At 51.7% G+C, this 18811-nt stretch carries 13 protein-coding genes; 11 read left to right on the top strand and 2 right to left on the bottom strand.

Annotated features, from left to right (window positions below; genetic code table 11):
- Positions 1 to 73: 73 nt before the first annotated feature.
- Entirely contained in the window at positions 74 to 715 is a 642-nt protein-coding gene (locus ABK447_RS04525) for a 3D domain-containing protein (RefSeq protein ID WP_032876757.1), read from the top strand.
- A 29-nt stretch (positions 716 to 744) separates the two neighbouring features.
- On the opposite strand, the gene ABK447_RS04530 is transcribed toward ABK447_RS04525, so the two are convergent.
- The gene (locus ABK447_RS04530) at positions 745 to 1221 is read right to left on the bottom strand and encodes a divergent PAP2 family protein (RefSeq protein ID WP_100001598.1); all 477 of its coding nucleotides are present in this window, start codon (positions 1219 to 1221) and stop codon (positions 745 to 747) included.
- A 147-nt stretch (positions 1222 to 1368) separates the two neighbouring features.
- On the opposite strand from ABK447_RS04530, the gene ABK447_RS04535 reads away from it, so the two are divergent.
- The gene (locus ABK447_RS04535; RefSeq protein ID WP_100001596.1) at positions 1369 to 2859 is read left to right on the top strand and encodes a leucyl aminopeptidase; all 1491 of its coding nucleotides are present in this window, start codon (positions 1369 to 1371) and stop codon (positions 2857 to 2859) included.
- 132 nt (positions 2860 to 2991) lie between these two features.
- Positions 2992 to 4320 carry an SLC13 family permease gene (locus ABK447_RS04540; RefSeq protein WP_007408703.1) on the top strand — a complete coding sequence of 443 codons (1329 nt, stop codon included), beginning with the start codon at positions 2992 to 2994 and terminating at the stop codon, positions 4318 to 4320.
- 46 nt (positions 4321 to 4366) lie between these two features.
- Here the strand turns inward: ABK447_RS04540 and ABK447_RS04545 are convergent, their stop codons facing one another.
- On the bottom strand, positions 4367 to 4960 hold the full coding sequence (locus ABK447_RS04545; RefSeq protein ID WP_007408702.1) for a biotin transporter BioY: 594 nt from the start codon (positions 4958 to 4960) through the stop codon (positions 4367 to 4369).
- 99 nt (positions 4961 to 5059) lie between these two features.
- On the opposite strand from ABK447_RS04545, the gene ABK447_RS04550 reads away from it, so the two are divergent.
- The 8 genes from ABK447_RS04550 (at position 5060) to ABK447_RS04585 (ending at position 18806) form a co-directional block, all read left to right on the top strand.
- Positions 5060 to 5656 (top strand): sulfite oxidase-like oxidoreductase, encoded by a 597-nt coding sequence (locus ABK447_RS04550; RefSeq protein ID WP_015240495.1) that lies wholly within the window; start codon positions 5060 to 5062, stop codon positions 5654 to 5656.
- Positions 5657 to 5831: 175 nt separating this feature from the next.
- Positions 5832 to 6701, top strand: a complete 870-nt coding sequence (locus tag ABK447_RS04555) for an alpha/beta hydrolase (protein WP_012118332.1) — start codon at positions 5832 to 5834, stop codon at positions 6699 to 6701.
- Positions 6702 to 6836: 135 nt separating this feature from the next.
- Positions 6837 to 7622, top strand: a complete 786-nt coding sequence (locus ABK447_RS04560; RefSeq protein ID WP_043020747.1) for a 2,3-dihydro-2,3-dihydroxybenzoate dehydrogenase — start codon at positions 6837 to 6839, stop codon at positions 7620 to 7622.
- A gap of 23 nt (positions 7623 to 7645) precedes the next feature.
- Positions 7646 to 8842: an isochorismate synthase DhbC gene (dhbC, locus tag ABK447_RS04565; RefSeq protein ID WP_025650210.1), complete on the top strand. Its 1197-nt coding sequence runs from the start codon at positions 7646 to 7648 to the stop codon at positions 8840 to 8842.
- Positions 8843 to 8860: 18 nt separating this feature from the next.
- The gene (locus tag ABK447_RS04570) at positions 8861 to 10486 is read left to right on the top strand and encodes a (2,3-dihydroxybenzoyl)adenylate synthase (protein WP_059367909.1); all 1626 of its coding nucleotides are present in this window, start codon (positions 8861 to 8863) and stop codon (positions 10484 to 10486) included.
- A gap of 17 nt (positions 10487 to 10503) precedes the next feature.
- Positions 10504 to 11430: an isochorismatase gene (locus ABK447_RS04575; RefSeq protein WP_025285198.1), complete on the top strand. Its 927-nt coding sequence runs from the start codon at positions 10504 to 10506 to the stop codon at positions 11428 to 11430.
- Between the two features lie 14 nt (positions 11431 to 11444).
- On the top strand, positions 11445 to 18572 hold the full coding sequence (locus ABK447_RS04580; protein WP_100001594.1) for a non-ribosomal peptide synthetase: 7128 nt from the start codon (positions 11445 to 11447) through the stop codon (positions 18570 to 18572).
- Positions 18573 to 18590: 18 nt separating this feature from the next.
- Positions 18591 to 18806 carry an MbtH family protein gene (locus ABK447_RS04585; RefSeq protein ID WP_007408694.1) on the top strand — a complete coding sequence of 72 codons (216 nt, stop codon included), beginning with the start codon at positions 18591 to 18593 and terminating at the stop codon, positions 18804 to 18806.
- The last annotated feature ends 5 nt before the right edge of the window (positions 18807 to 18811 follow it).

Here is an 18811-nt window from a genome sequence, read left to right on the forward strand (position 1 = left end):
TTTGTGCCGCGGCGCTATTTGTATAGCACCTCACCGAGTTGGGAACAATGACTCGGAGGAGAGTGATTTCAGATTGACGATAATCAGACGCGTATTCATGATCGTGCTCTTTTTGGGCGCATGCCATGCGACATACTTTTCCATAACCGGTGTTGAAGCAAAGGATCTGACAAACTGGATGACCGAGCATCGCGGCGCCGTTTTGAAAAACATGGGCACTCCGTTTCAATCCTTACAGAATCAGCCGGAAAAGAAGGCATCAGGCAGGATAAAACCGCTGGAAGAAGCTTTTGACTGGGAACGCTATCCCTCACATAAGGTGACGGCCACCGGTTATACCGCCGGAGCGGAATCTACCGGAAAATCTCCGGGTCATCCGCAGTACGGAATTACATATTCAGGCGTGAAGGTCAAACGCGATTTATATTCAACTGTTGCGGCCGATCCGTCTGTTTTCCCGATCGGGACGATTCTGTTTATACCGAATTACGGTTACGGGGTTGTCGCCGATACCGGCTCAAAAATTAAAGGCAGCCGCCTTGACCTCTACTTTGACACCGTCAAGGACGTCTATAACAATTGGGGCAAAAAAACACTTGAGGTCTACATGATTAAAAAAGGGAACGGCACAGTGACCGAGGACGAACTTGTAAAGCTGAACGAAACAAAGTCGATGCAAGTGTTCAGAAATCAATACAAAACGGTAAAAGAATAAAAACGCTTCAGCATCCGCTGAAGCGTTTTTTACATAAAGAGATAATCTAAAATCAATGTCAGCACAATACCGGTGACGCCGCCGAAGAATACTTCAATCGGCTGATGGCCGAGCAGTTCTTTCAGTTTCTTCTGTTTTTCCTTCTCTTCCGCTTTCTGAAAGTCCTTCGCTTCGCTGACAAACCGATTAAAGTCGATGACCAGTCTATTAATGACCGTCGCCTGTTCACCCGCATGCCGCCTGACACCTGTAGCGTCGAACATCGTAATGACGGCGAAAATCGCGGCGACTGCAAACAGGGGCGAATCCAGTCCCTGTTCCAAAGCGACTCCGGTTGACAGCGCGGTGACGGCAGCGGAATGGGAGCTCGGCATGCCGCCGGTGCTCGTCACAAGAGACCAGTCAAGTTTTTTTGATACGATAAATTGAATAGGCACTTTTACAACTTGGGCAAAAATAATGGCGGCAAAACTCGCCAGTAAAGGAAAATTCATAAGTACATCCATATGCAACATCCTTTCTGTATCTGCTGATTCCGATCGTATCGAAAAACTGCAGAAAACGCCCTTAGTTTGGTAAAATAAAATCAATGAAAAATGTTTTTTCATTATACCACTTTACATAACAAATACCCACATAAGGAGTGTGTACTCATGTTTTATGCATCTGATCAACTGCGGCATCCCGAAACACTGGTCATCGGTCTTTTTCAAAAAAGCACGCTGAACGGATTTACGAAGGAATTGGATGATAAATTGGACGGTCATCTGACCCAGCTGTTAAAGGATGGTGATGTGTCCGCCAAACGCAATCGTGTATCAAAAGTATACCCTCCGGCTGCGACCGGTATGAAACGTATTTATTTTATCGGCCTGGGAAGAGAAGCGGATTATTCGTTTGAAGATACGAAAGAATGCTTTGCACGAGTATTTCAGCAGATTCATCAAGATAAAAAACAGGAAGTATCCGTTTTGCTCGATACATTCGTCTCCGGGGAAGTGCCTGCCGCCGATGCCGCTCATGCGCTTTCAGAAAGCTGTCTGCTTGCGGTTTACGAAGTGCAGGATTATAAACATAAATCAAATGAGCCGGATCAGGAACTGAAATCAGTCTGCGCCGTGACCGAAGAAGACCTGAGGGAAGTGCAGGCCGGCCTGAACGTCGGAGCGGCATACGGCCAAGGGACGAATTCAGCCCGCACGCTTGTGAATATGCCGGGTAATATGCTGACGGCCACTGATTTGGCGTCATATGCCGCCGAGCTTGCGGCAAAATACGATTTCGAGTGTGAAATTTTAGAAAAAGATGAAATGGAAGAGCTCGGCATGGGCGGGCTGCTTGCTGTTAACAAGGGCTCATCCGAACCGCCGAAAATGATCGTTCTGAAGTATCAGGGCAAAGATCAGTGGGAAGACGTTATCGGCCTGGTCGGTAAAGGAATTACCTTTGATACGGGCGGATATTCAATTAAGCCGAAAACCGGCATCGTCGGCATGAAAAGCGATATGGGAGGGGCCGCCTCGGTATTAGGGGCAATGGAAATTATCGGCGAACTGCGGCCTGAACAAAACGTGCTCGCCGTCATACCGTCTACGGACAACATGATTTCGTCTGATGCTATGAAGCCGGATGATGTCATCGTTTCGCTCAGCGGAAAAACCATTGAGATCCTGAACACCGATGCGGAAGGGCGTCTCGTGCTTGCCGACGGCATCACATACGCCAAGCAGCACGGAGCCTCTGTCCTTGTAGACGTCGCAACGTTAACGGGCGGTGTCATTGTCGCCTTAGGGAACGAAATGACGGGCGCCATGACCAATCACGCCGCGTTTTATGAACAGGTTGCGAAATCGGCGAAAGAATCCGGCGAGCCGATCTGGCAGCTTCCGATTACAGAAAAGGATAAAAAACGGGTGAGAAACAGTCAGATGGCTGATTTGAACAATTCTCCGGGAAGAGAAGGCCACGCGATTATGGCGGGGGCATTCATTGGTGAATTCGCGGAAAACACGCCGTGGGTTCATCTCGATATTGCGGGAACCGCAACGGCGAATAAAGCGACATGCTTCGGCCCTGCCGGCGCAACAGGCGTCATGGCAAGGACGTTGGCTGTTTTGACTGAGCGCTTTACGCCCGAAAGATAACAGCATCCCGCTGCCTTGATGCAGCGGGTTTTTTGATTTCCAAAATCTTTAGTTGACTAAAGCGCAGAATATATGGTAACTTTAATTATCTACTACATTAGCAAACTAAAGGATTTTTGGAGGGACTCATCAATGAATGCTGTTGTTGTCGCAGTATTGCTTATGCTCGTCTTAAGCCTGCTGCGTGTCAATATTATTATAGCTTTAATGATCGGCGCGCTTGCCGGCGGGCTGACCGGCGGCTTAGGCCTAGGAGAGACGGTGAAGGCTTTTACGGACGGTCTCGGCGGAAATGCCACCGTCGCGGTCAGCTACGCGCTGCTCGGAGCATTTGCCGCGGCGCTGACAAAGACGGGGCTTCCCGATGCAATGGTGGAAGCGTCTGTCAAACTAATCGGAAAAAAGGAAGATTCGCGGAAAAAAGCACTGTCAAAAGTGTTAATCGTACTGATTATTTTAATCATATCCTGTTTCTCGCAAAACGTGGTGCCCGTTCACATTGCGTTTATTCCTGTATTGATTCCGCCGCTTTTAAAAATATTTAACGAACTTGAAATAGACCGCAGACTGATCGCGTGTGTGATGACATTCGGACTGACTGCGCCGTATATCGTTCTGCCTGTCGGATTCGGACAGATTTTCCAGGGGATGCTGAGAGATAATATGGCGGCAGCCGGTTTAAAGGTGCCGCTCAGTGATATCCCGTATGCTTTAATCATTCCGACGGCCGGGATGGTAGTCGGTTTAATTTTAGCCGTCATCGTCTTCCGGAAACCGAAGAAATATGAGACGAAGGAGATTGCCGGACTATCGTCTTCTCCTTATACGAAAAAAAGCATTGCCATCGCCTTGATCTCCATTGCCGTGTCGCTTGCCGTTCAGCTCTATCTGTCACAAGTGCTCGGAGTGGAAGGTATGATCATGGGCGCGCTTGCCGGCTTGTTTACGCTGTTTATCAGCGGAGTCATGAAGCGCAATGAAGCGGATAAGCTGATCACGGACGGCATGATTCTGATGGCTTTTATCGGGTTTGTCATGCTTGTTGCGGCCGGTTTTTCAAATGTATTGAATAAAACGGGTGATGTGGCTTCCTTGGTCAAAGCATCAACAGGCTTTATCGGCCACAGCCAATCATTAGGCGCGCTCCTGATGCTGGTGGTCGGTTTATTAATCACGATGGGAATCGGATCATCATTTGCAACCGTACCCGTCATTACGACCATATTTGTCCCGCTGTGCGCTCAGCTCGGATTCAGTCCGATGGCGACGATTGCCGTAATCGGAGCGGCCGCCGCGGTCGGTGATGCGGGTTCTCCTGCAAGTGACAGTACGCTCGGGCCGACGTCAGGCCTCAGCGCCGACGGACAGCACCACCACATTTGGGATACGTGCGTACCGACATTTATTTTCTATAACATTCCGCTTGTGATATTCGGCTGGATTGCCGCACTTGTCCTGTAAAAAAAGGCTCCCGGAAAGGGGAGCCTTTTTGTATGCTGAGAACATCTTACGCCGGGTTTCTGCTGAACCCCGTCGCTTTATGAATAGACCTGTAAACGGCAGGCGCGATTGATGCCAATAACAGTGCTAAAACGATATCTTTTATGAAAAACCATATCATGTAAAACCAGGCCATTCCGTAGCTGATCGGAGCATGAAGCCATAATTTCAGCGCAATATACGTATAGGTCGTGCCAATGATATAAATGACGGCGGTACCGATCAAAGAGGCCCATGCATAATGCAGGCGGCCGGGTTTTTTTGTTTTTTCCAGCAGCCATCCGGCTGCAAATGCCGCCGGGATATAAGCGAGAATAAATCCGCCGCTCTTTCCGATAAACGGCGCAAAGCCTGCTGAGAATTGAGCGAAAACAGGCGCCCCCGCGAGTCCGGCCAATGCGTATACCGTCATTGCAATGGCTGCCCGTCTGGCGCCGAGAAGCATCGCGGCTAACAGACAAAAGAAAGGCTGCAGCGATAACGGAATTCCCGCAACTTGCAAAAAAGGAGCCATTGATGTAATGTTGGCGCCGACGGCCATCAGTGCGGCAAACATGCCGATAAGCGCCATATCGCCCGCGCGAAGGTTGCGTTGTTTCATTTGTTTTTCCCCCTTACACTTGTACCAGATTAGCGTAATCGAAGGGTGATTGATTGTCAACAAAGATTTAATACAGGTTTACTAAATGGAGGGAGCCATATGTTTTTCGGGAAAACGAAACAAACAAAACAGTCGGAACGGATTCCGCCAAACCAAAATGTCACAACGAAGTTTCCCGTGCTTCACGCCGGAAATGTTCCTTATTATGAAGATATGTCAAAATGGAATCTGCAAGTGTACGGACTTGTTGACCGTCCTATGCTGTTAAGCTTTGAGGATATCAAAGCCTTTCCTGAAGCCGAAGTGAAAAATGATATTCATTGCGTCACGGGCTGGTCCCGTCTTGATAATATCTGGCAGGGAATACGCGCCAAAGACATCGCTGAAAAAGCGCGAGTGCACAAAGAAGCGGGGTTCGTCATTCTGCACGCTGAAGAGGGCTGGACGGCCAACCTGCCGCTTTCTGATTTTACGCGGGAAACATCCCTGCTGGCATATGCGCATAACGGCGAGCCGTTAACGCCAGAGCACGGCTATCCGCTCAGAGGCGTTTTCCCCCATCTTTATTTTTGGAAAAGCGCAAAATGGCTGCGCGGCATTCAGTTCACAAAGGAAAACCACCCCGGCTTTTGGGAGAAAAACGGCTACCATATGAGGGGAGATCCATGGAAGAATGAGCGCTTTACATGGGATTAAGCCCCTATCACTATATAGTTCTTAGGTACCTTATTGAAATAAGGTGCTTTTTTTATATCAAAAATCCATTGACTTTGTTTGGCAAAAAACCTATTATTTGAGGTGTCTTTTGATATTGAAAATCATTATCAATAAGCATAGATAAAGCAATTGCCGCAAAGGGGATGAACACATAATGGACGGAAAACAAATAAAGCGGGGTTTCGCGCCGGCCGGCCGATACGCGGTTCCGGGCACAGAAGTAAGAGAAATGCGCTCAAAAGGAGGCCGTACGTATCGTATCTTTGTCTCTTTTCCTCAGGAAGAACCGCCTGCATCCGGCTTCCCCGTCATATACCTGCTCGATGCGAATTCCGTATTCGGCACAATGGCCGAAGCTTTGCGGGTGCAAAGCCGACGGCCTGAAAAAACAGGCGTTGTTCCGGCGGTGATTGTCGGAATCGGCTACCCGACAGATCAGCCGTTTTCCGCCGAACGTCACAGTGATTTTACGATGCCGCTTTCTGAATCAGAACTGCCGGTGCACCCGCGCGGCGCGGCATGGCCCGAACAGGGAGGGGCGGAAGCGTTTCTGAGTTTTATAGAAGAAGAAGTAAAGCCCGCGATGGAGCGGGATTATCCGATCGACAGAGGCAGGCAGACGATTTTCGGCCATTCGCTGGGCGGTCTTTTTGTGCTGCAAGTGCTTTTGACGAGGCCGGACATGTTCCAGACCTATGTTGCCGGGAGTCCGTCAATTCACTGGAACAAGCGTTTTATTCAGGAAAAAGCGGAGCGTTTGTCAGACCGGCTCTCTGCGGAAAATCTTCAAGTCAGCGTATTGCTGGCTGCGGGAGAAATTGAAAAAACACATAAAAGCAGAATCCCGCAGCACGCAGAGGCGCTGTACTCTTTATTATCCGGATTTGAAGATGATGGAGTCCGTGCTGAATACAGCGAGTTTGAAGGAGAGGGCCATATTTCTGTCCTGCCCGTTTTAATCAGCAGGGCCCTGCGTTTCTGCCTGAATCCGGGAGGACCGCATACCCCGTATTCTCCCGCATGAGAAAAAACAGGCCCTTCGAACTAAATGCGGCTGATTCTAATTTTCTAATTGACTGCGTGTTTTGATTTGGATATGATTGTCTTGAATCATAGTTGATAATGATAATCATTATCAATATAGAAGGGGAATGATAATATGGACGCATTGGGAATGAAAGGGAAAACGGCCGTTGTCACCGGCGCCGCTCAAGGCATCGGAGAAGCAACAGCGCTTGCCCTTGCTGAACAAGGCGTAAATGTGGCAGCTATAGATACAAATGAAGACCTGCTTCTCGGGCTTACTGACAGACTTCGGCAAAAAGGCGTGCAGGCGCAGGGGTTTGCCGCAGATGTATCTGACAGTGCGGCTGTCAATGATATCATCGCCGCCGTTGAACGCGACATGGGGCCTATTGAAATATTGGCGAACGTTGCGGGCGTGCTGCGGCCGGGTCCGGTGCAATCCCTCAGTGATGAAGATTGGGATCAAACATTTTCTGTTAATACGACCGGCGTTTTTCATGTATCGCGGGCTGTAAGCCGGTACATGATTGAGCGTCAAAAAGGCGCCATCGTTACGGTCGGTTCGAATGCAGCCGGCGTTCCGCGTGCTTCCATGGCGGCTTATGCGGCGTCAAAAGCGGCTGCCGTCATGTTTACGAAATGCCTCGGACTGGAGCTTGCGGCCCATCATATCCGCTGCAACATCGTATCTCCGGGTTCAACGGAAACCGACATGCAGCGGGCGCTGTGGCAGGACGAGAACGGAGCCCGGGACGTCATCAGAGGTTCGCTTGATACATATAAAACGGGAATTCCGCTTCAAAAGCTGGCGAAGCCTTCTGATATTGCAAATGCCGTTTTGTTTCTGGCTTCTGAACAGGCAAACCATATTACGATGCATGATTTATGCGTTGATGGCGGCGCTACTTTAGGCGTTTGATGTAACGAGAAGGAGGGACAAACATGACAAATCAACATTTATTGGCGGAAGTGTCTGCAAAAGAGGTGCTGGATGCTTACAAGCCCGGGGCGTTCTTTTTAGCTTCCCCGAAAAGTACGATGCTTGCGGAAGGAATGTTTGCGGAAGTGCCTGATACAGACGCGGAAAATCAGCTGGATTCACTGCCTGAACGCGTGAGACAGACGCTTCTTGAGGCAAAGCAAGCCGGCATCAAACATCCGATTGCGGCCGGCGCCATTCCTTTTGACGGCAGAAAAGCTTCCCGGCTTTTTGTACCGAAGAATGTCCATACGGCAGGCCCGCTTTCGTTTGCGGAATCTTCCGCAGAAAAGCCGCAATCCAATACATATGACATCCGTCCCGTTCCGGAGCCTGAGGGCTTTATGAGCGGTGTGGAACAAGGCGTATTCAACATTACGGACGGTCCGCTCAGCAAAATCGTGCTGTCAAGGACGCTTCATCTGACCGCTGAAAAGGATATCGACATTCCACAGGCCGTCAAGCATTTGGCGCAGCACAACCCGCGCGGCTATACATTCGCTGCGGATGTGACGGGAACGTCAGAAACAAGAAAAACGCTTTTCGGCGCAAGTCCTGAACTGCTGCTGTCCAAAAACGGAACATCGATTCTGTCCAATCCGCTGGCAGGCTCCAGACCTCGCAGCACAGATCCCGCCGAGGATCAGAGAAGAGCGGAAGAACTGCTGCAATCAGCAAAAGATCTGCATGAACATGCCGTAGTCGTGGCCGCCGTGGCTGCCGCTCTTAAACCGTTCTGCCGTGTGCTTGATGTGCCGGAAAAACCGTCACTCATTAAAACTGAGGCAATGTGGCACCTATCCACCGAGGTAAAGGGAGAGCTGCGTGATCCGTCAACGACATCACTTGAGCTGGCCATCGCCCTGCATCCGACGCCCGCGGTATGCGGAACACCGACGGATGCGGCGAGAGAAGCGATTCAGGATATTGAGCCGTTTGACCGCAATTTCTACACGGGAATGGCGGGCTGGTGTGATGCTGAGGGTGATGGAGAATGGATTATCGCACTCCGCTGCGCCGAAGCGGAAACAAGGTCTCTCCGGCTCTTTGCGGGTGCCGGGATTGTCGCCGGATCAAAGCCGCAGGATGAACTGGACGAGACCTCGGCCAAATTCCGCACCATGCTCCGGGCGATGGGGCTTTACCAAGATGAGTTGTAAAAAAGGAGGGAACGGATCGTGCTGACTGGATTTACGCCATGGCCGGAAGAATGGGCTGACAAATACCGAAAAGACGGCTGCTGGAAGGGTGAGACGTTCGGAGGAATGCTGAAAGAGCGCGCGGCTTTATACGGAAATCAAACTGCCGTGACGTGTAAAGATGTACATTGGACCTACAAAGAATTAGATGAAAGGGCAGATCGTTTAGCGGCGGGGCTGCATAAGCTCGGAATTCAAAAGGAAGACCGCGTTGTTGTTCAGCTGCCGAATATCACTGAGTTTTTTGAAGTGATTTTCGCGCTGTTCCGGCTGGGAGCGCTGCCCGTTTTCGCGCTGCCTTCTCATAGAAGCAGTGAGATTACGTATTTCTGCGAGTTTGCAGAGGCGAAAGCATACATCATTCCTGATATGCATTCAGGTTTTGATTACAGGGCGCTTGCCAGACAGGTGAAAGACAAACTTCCGGATTTGGCGCATGTCATTGTGGCCGGCGAAGCTGAAGAGTTTCAGGAACTGAGCAGCCTGCATAGAGAGCCTGTTCAGCTGGAAGATATAAGCCCGGCGGAAGTCGCCTTTTTACAGCTTTCAGGAGGCAGTACGGGGCTGTCCAAGCTGATTCCGCGAACACACGACGATTACATATACAGTTTGCGCATCAGCGCGGAAATATGCGGCTTGGATCAACACAGCGTTTATTTGGCCGCTCTGCCGACAGCGCATAATTATCCGCTCAGCTCGCCGGGTGTGCTGGGAACTTTATATGCCGGAGGCCGGGTTGTTCTGTCACCGACGCCGAGTCCGGATGACTGCTTCCCGTTAATTGAAAAAGAACGTGTCACGATTACAGCGCTCGTCCCGCCGCTTGCGATGGTGTGGATGGACGCATCCGGTTCGCGAAGTGATGATTTATCAAGCCTTCAAGTGCTGCAGGTGGGAGGCGCCAAATTCAGCGCTGAGGCGGCCCGCCGCGTGAAGAGCGCTTTCGGATGCACCCTTCAGCAGGTTTTCGGAATGGCGGAAGGATTGGTGAATTATACGAGACTGGATGATCCTGAAGAGATCATTGTCAATACGCAAGGCAGACCGATGTCCCCTTTTGATGAGGTAAGGGTTTTAGACGATGACGGGCGGAATGTCGCCCCCGGTGAAGCGGGACATTTGTTTACACGCGGCCCTTACACGATTCGCGGATATTATAAAGCGCCTGAACATAATGAAAGATCATTCACAGCCGACGGATTTTATCAGACCGGCGATATCGTCAAACTGACGGCGGACGGCTATATCATCGTTGAAGGGCGTGCGAAAGATCAAATCAATCGGGGCGGTGAAAAAATAGCCGCTGAGGAGGTGGAAAATCACCTTCTTGCGCATCCTGCCGTTCATGATGCGGCCATGGTTTCAATGCCGGATGATTTTCTCGGGGAGCGATCCTGTGTGTTCGTCATCCCGAAAGGAGAAGCGCCGAAACCGGGAGAGCTGAAAGCATTTTTGCGTGAGCGCGGACTGGCGGCATATAAAATCCCCGACCGGATTGAATTTATCGCTTCTTTCCCGAAAACCGGCGTCGGCAAGGTCAGTAAAAAGGATCTTCGCGAAACGATCGCCCAAAAAGTAAAGCCGGCTGAAATCAAACAATCTTAAAAAAGGAAGTGTTTACATTGGCTATACCGTCTATTTCCGCATATGCGCTGCCGACAGCATCAGATATGCCTGAAAATAAAGTATCGTGGACGCTGAATCCGAAACGCGCGGTGCTTCTGATCCATGACATGCAGAATTATTTCGTCGATGCTTTTGCGAAAGGTGAAGCTCCGATCACAGAGGCGTCTCAGAATATCAAAAAAATAAAAGAGCAATGCAAAGCACTTGGCATTCCGGTGGTGTATACCGCGCAGCCGGGCAGCCAAGACCCGGCGGACCGTGCGCTGCTGACAGATTTTTGGGGGCCGGGGCTAAAAAGCGGGCCTTATGAAGAAAAGGTCATTCCGGAGCTTGCCCCGGATGATCAGGACATTGTCCTCACAAAGTGGAGATACAGCGCGTTTAAACGGACGAATCTCCTTGAGATCATGCGTGAAAGCGGCAGAGACCAGCTCATGATTACGGGAATTTATGCACACATAGGCTGTCTCATCACAGCCTGTGAAGCATTTATGGATGATATTCAAAGCTTCTTTATCGGAGACGCCGTTGCTGATTTTTCTTCAGAAAAACATAAGATGGCCATCGAATATGCGTCTCAGCGCTGCGCTTACACAGCTTTGACAAACGAAGTGCTGGAGCTGCTGGGCGGCGCGCCGGTTTCTGGAGGAGAAGAGAAGGTTTCCGCCGTATTGACAAAAGACCGGGTGCGGGAACAAATTGCGGCGATTCTTCAAGAATCACCGTCTGATATTCCGGATCATGAAGACCTGCTGGACAGAGGTCTTGACTCCGTCAGAATCATGAGCCTTGTCGAACAATGGCGCCGTGACGGAGCTGAAGTGACGTTTGTGGAACTGGCGGAGAACCCGACGCTGGAAGAGTGGTGGAGACTTCTTTCTTCCCGATCTCAAAAAGTCTTGCCGAACGCAGATTATTTATAAAGGGAGAGAATAGAATGCATGATACACAACAGCTGCCTCTGACAGGCGCACAGGCCGGTATCTGGTTTGCGCAGCAGCTTGATCCTGATAATCCGATTTACAATACAGGCGAGTACGTTGAGATAAACGGCGCGATCGATGTGAACATATTTAAAACCGCTCTCGAACGCGTGCTGACGGAAGCCGCGTCATTACACGCCCGCTTCGAGGAGGGAGCAGACGGGCCGAAGCAGATCATCAATCCTCCATTTGAGGCTGCGATCGATGTCATAGATGTGAGTTCAGAAGCTGATCCGAAGCAGGCCGCACTCAGACTCATGCAGACAGATTTGGCTGAGCCCGTTGATATGGCGGCCGGGCCTTTGTTCCGCGACATTTTATTTCAGGCGGGACCGGAACGCTTTTTCTGGTATCAGCGCATTCACCACATAGCGATAGACGGCTACGGTTTTTCACTGCTGGCACGGCGTACGGCGCAAATGTACACCGCAATACGGGAAGGACGTCCGGATAACGGGCGCTCCTTCGGTTCTTTGGAGGATCTGGTAAAAGAAGATCAAGAGTACCGCGCGTCTGATCAATTCCTGAAAGATCGGGAATTTTGGATGGAGAAATTTGCGGATGAACCTGATGTCGTCAGTTTGGCAGAAAGAGCGCCGCGAACGTCAACACGTTTTCGGAGAAGCACGGCTTATCTTTCTGAAACGGCTTTACAGCATGTAAAAGCGATTCCGAACTGGCATGAAGCCGTCACGGCCGCAGCGGCGGTATATGTCCATCGGATGACAAACGCAGGGGATATCGTGCTCGGTTTACCGATGATGGGGCGGATCGGCTCAATTTCACTGAATATTCCGAGTATGGTCATGAATCTGCTGCCTTTGCGGCTTTCTCTCCGCCCGGATATGAATTTTCATGAGGCCGTCAGCCAAGTGGCAAAAGAAATCCGAAACATCCGGCGCCATCAGAAATACCGCCATGAAGACATGCGCCGCGACCTTAAATTGCTCGGAGAAAATCGCAGGCTGTTCGGCCCGCAAGTCAATGTGATGCCGTTTGACTACGCGCTTGATTTCGCCGGAGCGCGGGGGACTGTTCATAATTTATCAGCAGGGCCCGTTGATGATTTGTCAATTAACGTTTACGACAGAGCGGACGGAAGCGGAATGCGTGTGGACTTTGATGCGAATCCGGAAGTGTACAGCGCCGAAGATATTGAAAACCATCAAAAACGATTCCTGCTTCTGTTGGAATCCGCTGTGAAAGACCAGACACAAAAAATCGGCACACTCAACCTTCTGCTTGAAAGTGAACGTCGCCGCGTACTGGAAAGCTGGAATGACACGCGCAAGGCCGAGAAGCAGAAAAGTCTGCCGGAGCTGTTTTACGAACAGGCCGTAAAAACACCGGACCGGCCGGCAATCATCACCGAAAACGAAGAGCTCAGCTATGCCGAATTGAACAAGCGCGCGAACCAGCTTGCCGGCATGCTAAAGGAAAAGGGGCTCGGACCGGAACAATTTGCCGCTTTGCTGCTTCCGCGGTCACAGGAGTTGGCCGTGAGCATGCTGGCCGTTTTGAAAACGGGAGCCGCATACCTGCCGCTTGATCCTGATTTTCCTTCTGAGCGGATCACATACATGCTCAAAGATGCACAGCCTGCATGCCTGATTACAACGATGGAATTATCCGGCCGCATGCCGGAAGACAGTGATGCAAAAAGGATCATTCTCGATGACCCGGATACGGTAAAAACCGTTGCCGCTCAAAATGCTGACTGTCCCGCTCAGGCGGAATGTTCGCCTTTGCACCCCGCTTATATCATTTATACATCGGGCTCAACGGGCAAACCGAAAGGCGTAGTCGTCACATTAAAAAGCGTAAGCAATTTCCTCTTATCCATGCGGGAAATGTTCCCGCTCGGCGAACAAGACCGCCTGCTTGCCGTTACGACTGCGGCGTTTGATATTTCCGGACTTGAGCTCTTCCTTCCGCTCATCAGCGGGGCGGGGTGCGTCATCGCACGTAAAGAGACGATTCAGGAACCGCGGGCGCTTGCGCACATGATTCACTCATACGGTATTTCAATCATGCAGGCAACGCCGACATTGTGGCATTCATTAGTCACCAATGAACCGGATTCTCTCCGGGCGCTGCAGGTGCTTGTCGGAGGTGAGGCGCTTCCGAACGCGCTTATGCATGCTTTGCTTGAATCAGGCTGTACGGTGACGAATCTGTATGGGCCGACTGAAACAACAATCTGGTCGGCCGCACAGCCGCTTGCAAAAGGCCATACAGGGGCGCCTCCGATCGGAAAGCCGATTTGGAACACGCGGGTATATGTGCTGGACGCCGCATTGCAGCCCGTCCCGCCGGGAATCGCGGGCGAGCTTTATATAGCGGGCGAGGGGCTTGCCAGAGGTTATTATAACCGTCCTGATTTAACAGCGGAAAGATTCATTGCCGATCCGTACGGGCCCGCGGGCGCGAGGATGTACCGGACGGGAGATCTCGTGCGCTGGCGTGAGGACGGCTCGCTTGATTATATCAGCAGAGCCGATCACCAAATTAAAATCCGCGGGTTCCGGATAGAATTAGGAGAAATTGAGTCAGTGCTGTCGAAATATCCGGGTATTTCGCAGGCCGCCGTCATTGTCCGTGAAGACCAGCCCGGAGATAAGCGGCTGGCGGCTTACGCTGTCGCGGATCAGCCCCTTGATATCGGCAGACTTCGTGAATATATGGGCGAAAGCCTGCCGGATTATATGGTGCCGGGCGCGTTTGTACAGCTGGAAGAATTGCCGCTGACACCGAATAAGAAGCTCGATCGCAGCGCTCTGCCTGCACCTGATTTTTCCGCTGTCCTGTCTGACAGAGGGCCGCGGACGCCGCAGGAAGAAATATTATGCGATCTGTTTGCCGAGGTTCTCGGTCTCGCGCGGGTCGGAATTGATGACGGGTTCTTTGAATTGGGCGGACATTCGCTCTTAGCCGGACGCTTGATGAGCCGGGTCCGGGAGACGATGGGCGCAGAGCTTGGCATCGGCCGTCTGTTTGATACGCCGACCGTTGCCGGGCTCGCCGCACAGCTTGACACCGCAAAGAGTGCGCGGCCTAAGCTCAAGCCGTTTGACCGGCCGGAGCACATCCCGCTGTCATTTGCGCAGCTGCGTCTATGGTTTCTCTACTGTCTTGAAGGGCCAAGCCCGACTTACAACATTCCGGTGATTGTCCGCATGTCAGGCAAGCTTGACCAATCAGCGCTGAAACACGCCTTTTACGATGTTGTCAGCCGTCATGAAAGCCTGCGCACCGTTTTTCCGGAAAATAAGGGATCATCTCATCAGCTCATTTTATCTGCTGAAGGAGCCCGCCCTGTGTTTACAGTGACACGTGCAGACAAAAACGAGCTCCAAGACATGCTTGCCGCTGCGGCACGATATCGGTTTGATCTCGCTAAAGAGCCGGCCGTCCGGGCCGAGCTGTTTGATCATGGTGACGGCGAGTATACGCTGATGGTTCTCCTGCATCACATCGCAGGTGACGGCTGGTCCTTGAATCCGCTCATGCGTGACTTATCCATAGCCTATATCGCCCGGCAAACAGGTGAAAAAGCAGAATGGGCGCCGCTGGCGGTTCAATATGCGGATTATGCGCTTTGGCAGCAGCAGCTTTTAGGCAGCGCGTCTGATTCTGAGAGCTTAATTGCGCGCCAGCTGGATTTCTGGAAGAAAACGCTTGAAAATGTACCGGATCAGCTGGAGCTGCCGTCTGATTTTCCGCGTCCCGCTGAATCAAGCTACAGGGGCGGCGTCATTCCGGTCAACATCGGCCAAGAGCTTCATGCCCGTCTTCTCTCACTTGCCAGAAATCAGCGCGTAAGCCTGTTTATGGTGCTTCAATCAGGGCTTTCCGCGTTACTGACCCGGCTCGGTGCAGGGACCGATATTCCGATCGGCAGCCCGATAGCCGGCCGCAGTGATGACGCATTAGGAGACCTTGTGGGTATGTTCATTAATACACTCGTACTGAGAACCGATACCTCTGGCGATCCGAGCTTTTGTGAGCTTCTTGAAAGGGTCAGGGAAATGAATCTCGCAGCATATGAACATCAGGACGTGCCGTTTGAACGTCTCGTGGAAGAATTGAATCCGGTTCGTTCCCGGTCAAGACATCCGCTGTTCCAAGTGATGCTCGCATTCCAAAATACGCCTGACCCTGTACTCAGTCTTCCTGAGATGGAAACAAGCCTGCAAATCAGCAGTGTCGGATCGTCCAAATTTGATTTGACGCTGGAATTGGCTGAACAGCGCCATGACGACGGCACGCCTGCCGGTATTGAAGGCCTGCTGGAGTTCAGTACGGACTTATTTAGAAAAGAAACGGCTGAAGCACTTGCCGGACGCCTGCTTCTTCTGCTCGAAGATGCCGCCTCACATCCGGAAAAACCGATCGGAAGCTTAACCATTCTTTCTGATGAAGAGCGCCGGAAGCTTTTGCCGGTTAAACGTGCAAAACAGCATATTCAGCCTCGGCAGACACTGCCTGAACTGTTTGAAATACAGGCCGCCGCAAAATCGGTTGAAACGGCGGCAGTTTTTGAAGAGAGCGGACTCACTTATAAAGAGCTGAATGAAAGAGCCAATCAGCTCGCGCACATGATGATTGCCCGCGGCGTCGGCCCGGAGCAGTTTGTCGCACTGGCGCTGCCGCGTTCTTTAGATATGATTGTCGGGCTGTTAGCCGTCCTGAAGACGGGGGCAGCGTATCTGCCGCTTGATCCTGATTATCCCGCGGACCGCATTGCTTTTATGTTACATGATGCCAAGCCTGTATTTATGCTCACCAACCGTGAAGGCGCAAGTAAGCTCTCTATCGAAAGCGGCATGCCGGCCTTCATCTTGGATGACCCGCAGAATAAAGAAACACTTGAGCGATATGCCGTCAAGAACCCTGCGGACGCTGACCGGATTCGGCCGCTGTCACCGCTTCACCCGGCCTACGTCATTTACACGTCGGGATCAACAGGTGTGCCGAAAGGTGTCATCATTCCGCACAGCAATGTTATCAGGCTGTTTGAGTCGACGCGGCATTGGTATCACTTTCATTCTGATGATGTATGGACGATGTTTCACTCCTACGCTTTCGATTTCTCTGTCTGGGAAATGTGGGGGCCGCTGCTTCACGGCGGACGTCTCGTCGTCGTGCCGCATGACATCAGCAGATCGCCGGAAGCGTTTTTACATCTCCTCGTGAAAGAGCGGGTGACCGTGCTTAACCAAACGCCGTCAGCGTTTTACCAGCTGATGCATGCGGAAAAAGAACACAAAGAGCTGGGGCGTCAGCTCGCACTCAGATATATCATCTTCGGCGGCGAGGCGCTTGAGCTGAGCCGGCTTGAGGATTGGTACAGCCGCCACGCAGACAATCAGCCGGTGCTCGTGAATATGTACGGCATTACGGAAACGACGGTGCACGTCAGTTACCTTGAATTAGACAAAAACATTGCCGAGCTGAGAGCAAACAGCCTCATCGGCTGCGGCATTCCTGATCTGAACGTATATGTGCTTGATGACCGGCTGGAGCCTGTGCCCCCGGGCATCACGGGCGAAATGTATGTGGCCGGAGGAGGCGTGGCACGCGGCTACTTAGGGCGGCAAAGCCTGACCGCCGAACGCTTTGTGGCTGATCCGTACGGCCCGCCGGGAACGAGGATGTACCGGACGGGGGATTTAGCCCGTCTGCGGACGGACGGTTCTCTTGATTATATGGGCAGGGCGGACCACCAGATTAAAATCCGCGGCTTCCGGATTGAATTGGGAGAAATCGAAGCGGTTCTCGTCAAACATCCGGATGTTGAGGATGCCGCCGTAGTCGTCCGTGAAGACCGGCCGGGAGATAAACGGCTGGCCGCCTACCTTGTCCGATCTGCCGGCAGCACCTTGGACACGGGGGACATGCGTCGGTTTGCCGAAGAAAGCCTGCCGGATTACATGATTCCGTCAGCTTTTGTCCAAATGAATGAACTGCCGCTGACACCGAATGGAAAGCTTGACCGAAAAGCGCTCCCTGCGCCTGACTTCCAAACGGAGGTCACCGGCCGGGGACCGAGAACGCCGCAGGAAGAAATGCTGTGTGAGCTGTTCGCAGAGGTGCTTCATCTGCCGCGTGTCGGTATTGATGACAGATTCTTTGATTTAGGCGGCCATTCTTTGCTTGCGGTTCATTTAATGAGCCGTATTCGGGAAGCGATGGGAGCCGAGCTGAGTATCGGAACATTATTTGAAGCTCCTACGGTGGCAAGCCTTGCTGAAAGACTTGAGTCAGGAACGGGCGCAAGCGCGCTTGATGTTCTTCTTCCGCTCAGAACGGCAGGAAAAGAAACACCGTTGTTCTGTGTCCATCCGGCCGGCGGTCTCAGCTGGTGTTATGCCGGGCTGATGTCTTCTTTAGAGGCTGATTATCCGATATACGGCTTACAGGCGAGAGGCATCGGAAAAAAAGAACCGCTTCCGCAAAGCCTAGATGACATGGCGGCGGATTATATTGAAAAAATCCGCACCGTGCAGCCGAAAGGGCCGTACCGTCTGCTCGGCTGGTCTCTCGGAGGGAATGTCATTCAGGCCATGGCGACACAATTACAGAGCCGGGGTGAAGAGGTTTCGCTTTTGGTGATGCTTGACGCGTATCCGAATCATTTTCTGCCGATAAAAAATGCGCCTGATGACGAGGAAGCCGTCATCGCGCTGCTCGCTCTGGGAGGGTACGACCCGGACAGCCTCGGGGATCAGCCGCTTGATTTTGACACCGCGCTGACCATTCTCCGCCGTGAGGGAAGCGCATTAGCCAGCCTGGACGAATCAGTGATGATGAATCTGAAAGACACGTACATTAATTCTGTCGGGCTGTTAGGAACATACAAGCCGAAGCCGTTCCACGGAGATGTGCTGTTCTTCAGATCCACGATTATTCCGGAGTGGTTTGACCCGATTGAGCCGGATACTTGGAAACCGTATATTACGGGGAAAATCGAGCGGTATGACTTAGACTGCCGCCATAAAGATATGTGCCAGCCGGGCCCGCTTGCCGACATCGGCGCGCTTCTGGCAGAGAAATTAAACGGACGGCGTACAGTCCGGTAAAGAAAGGAAAGAGATGATATGACAAATCCATTTGAACGGGAAGACGGCTCATACCATGTGCTCGTCAATGCTGAAGGCCAGTACTCACTGTGGCCGGCCTATCTGGATGTGCCGGACGGCTGGGAAACCCGCCTCACGAATGAAACCCGCCCCGTTTGTCTCGAATATATTGAAACAAACTGGCGTGATATGAGGCCGGAAAGCTTGAAACAGGCCGAAGCCGCTAAAATGTAATAAGA

Origin of the sequence: Bacillus sp. hwrm1 (assembly GCF_040207805.1) — a bacterium.
In the GTDB taxonomy this organism is placed as follows: Bacteria; Bacillota; Bacilli; order Bacillales; family Bacillaceae; genus Bacillus; species Bacillus velezensis.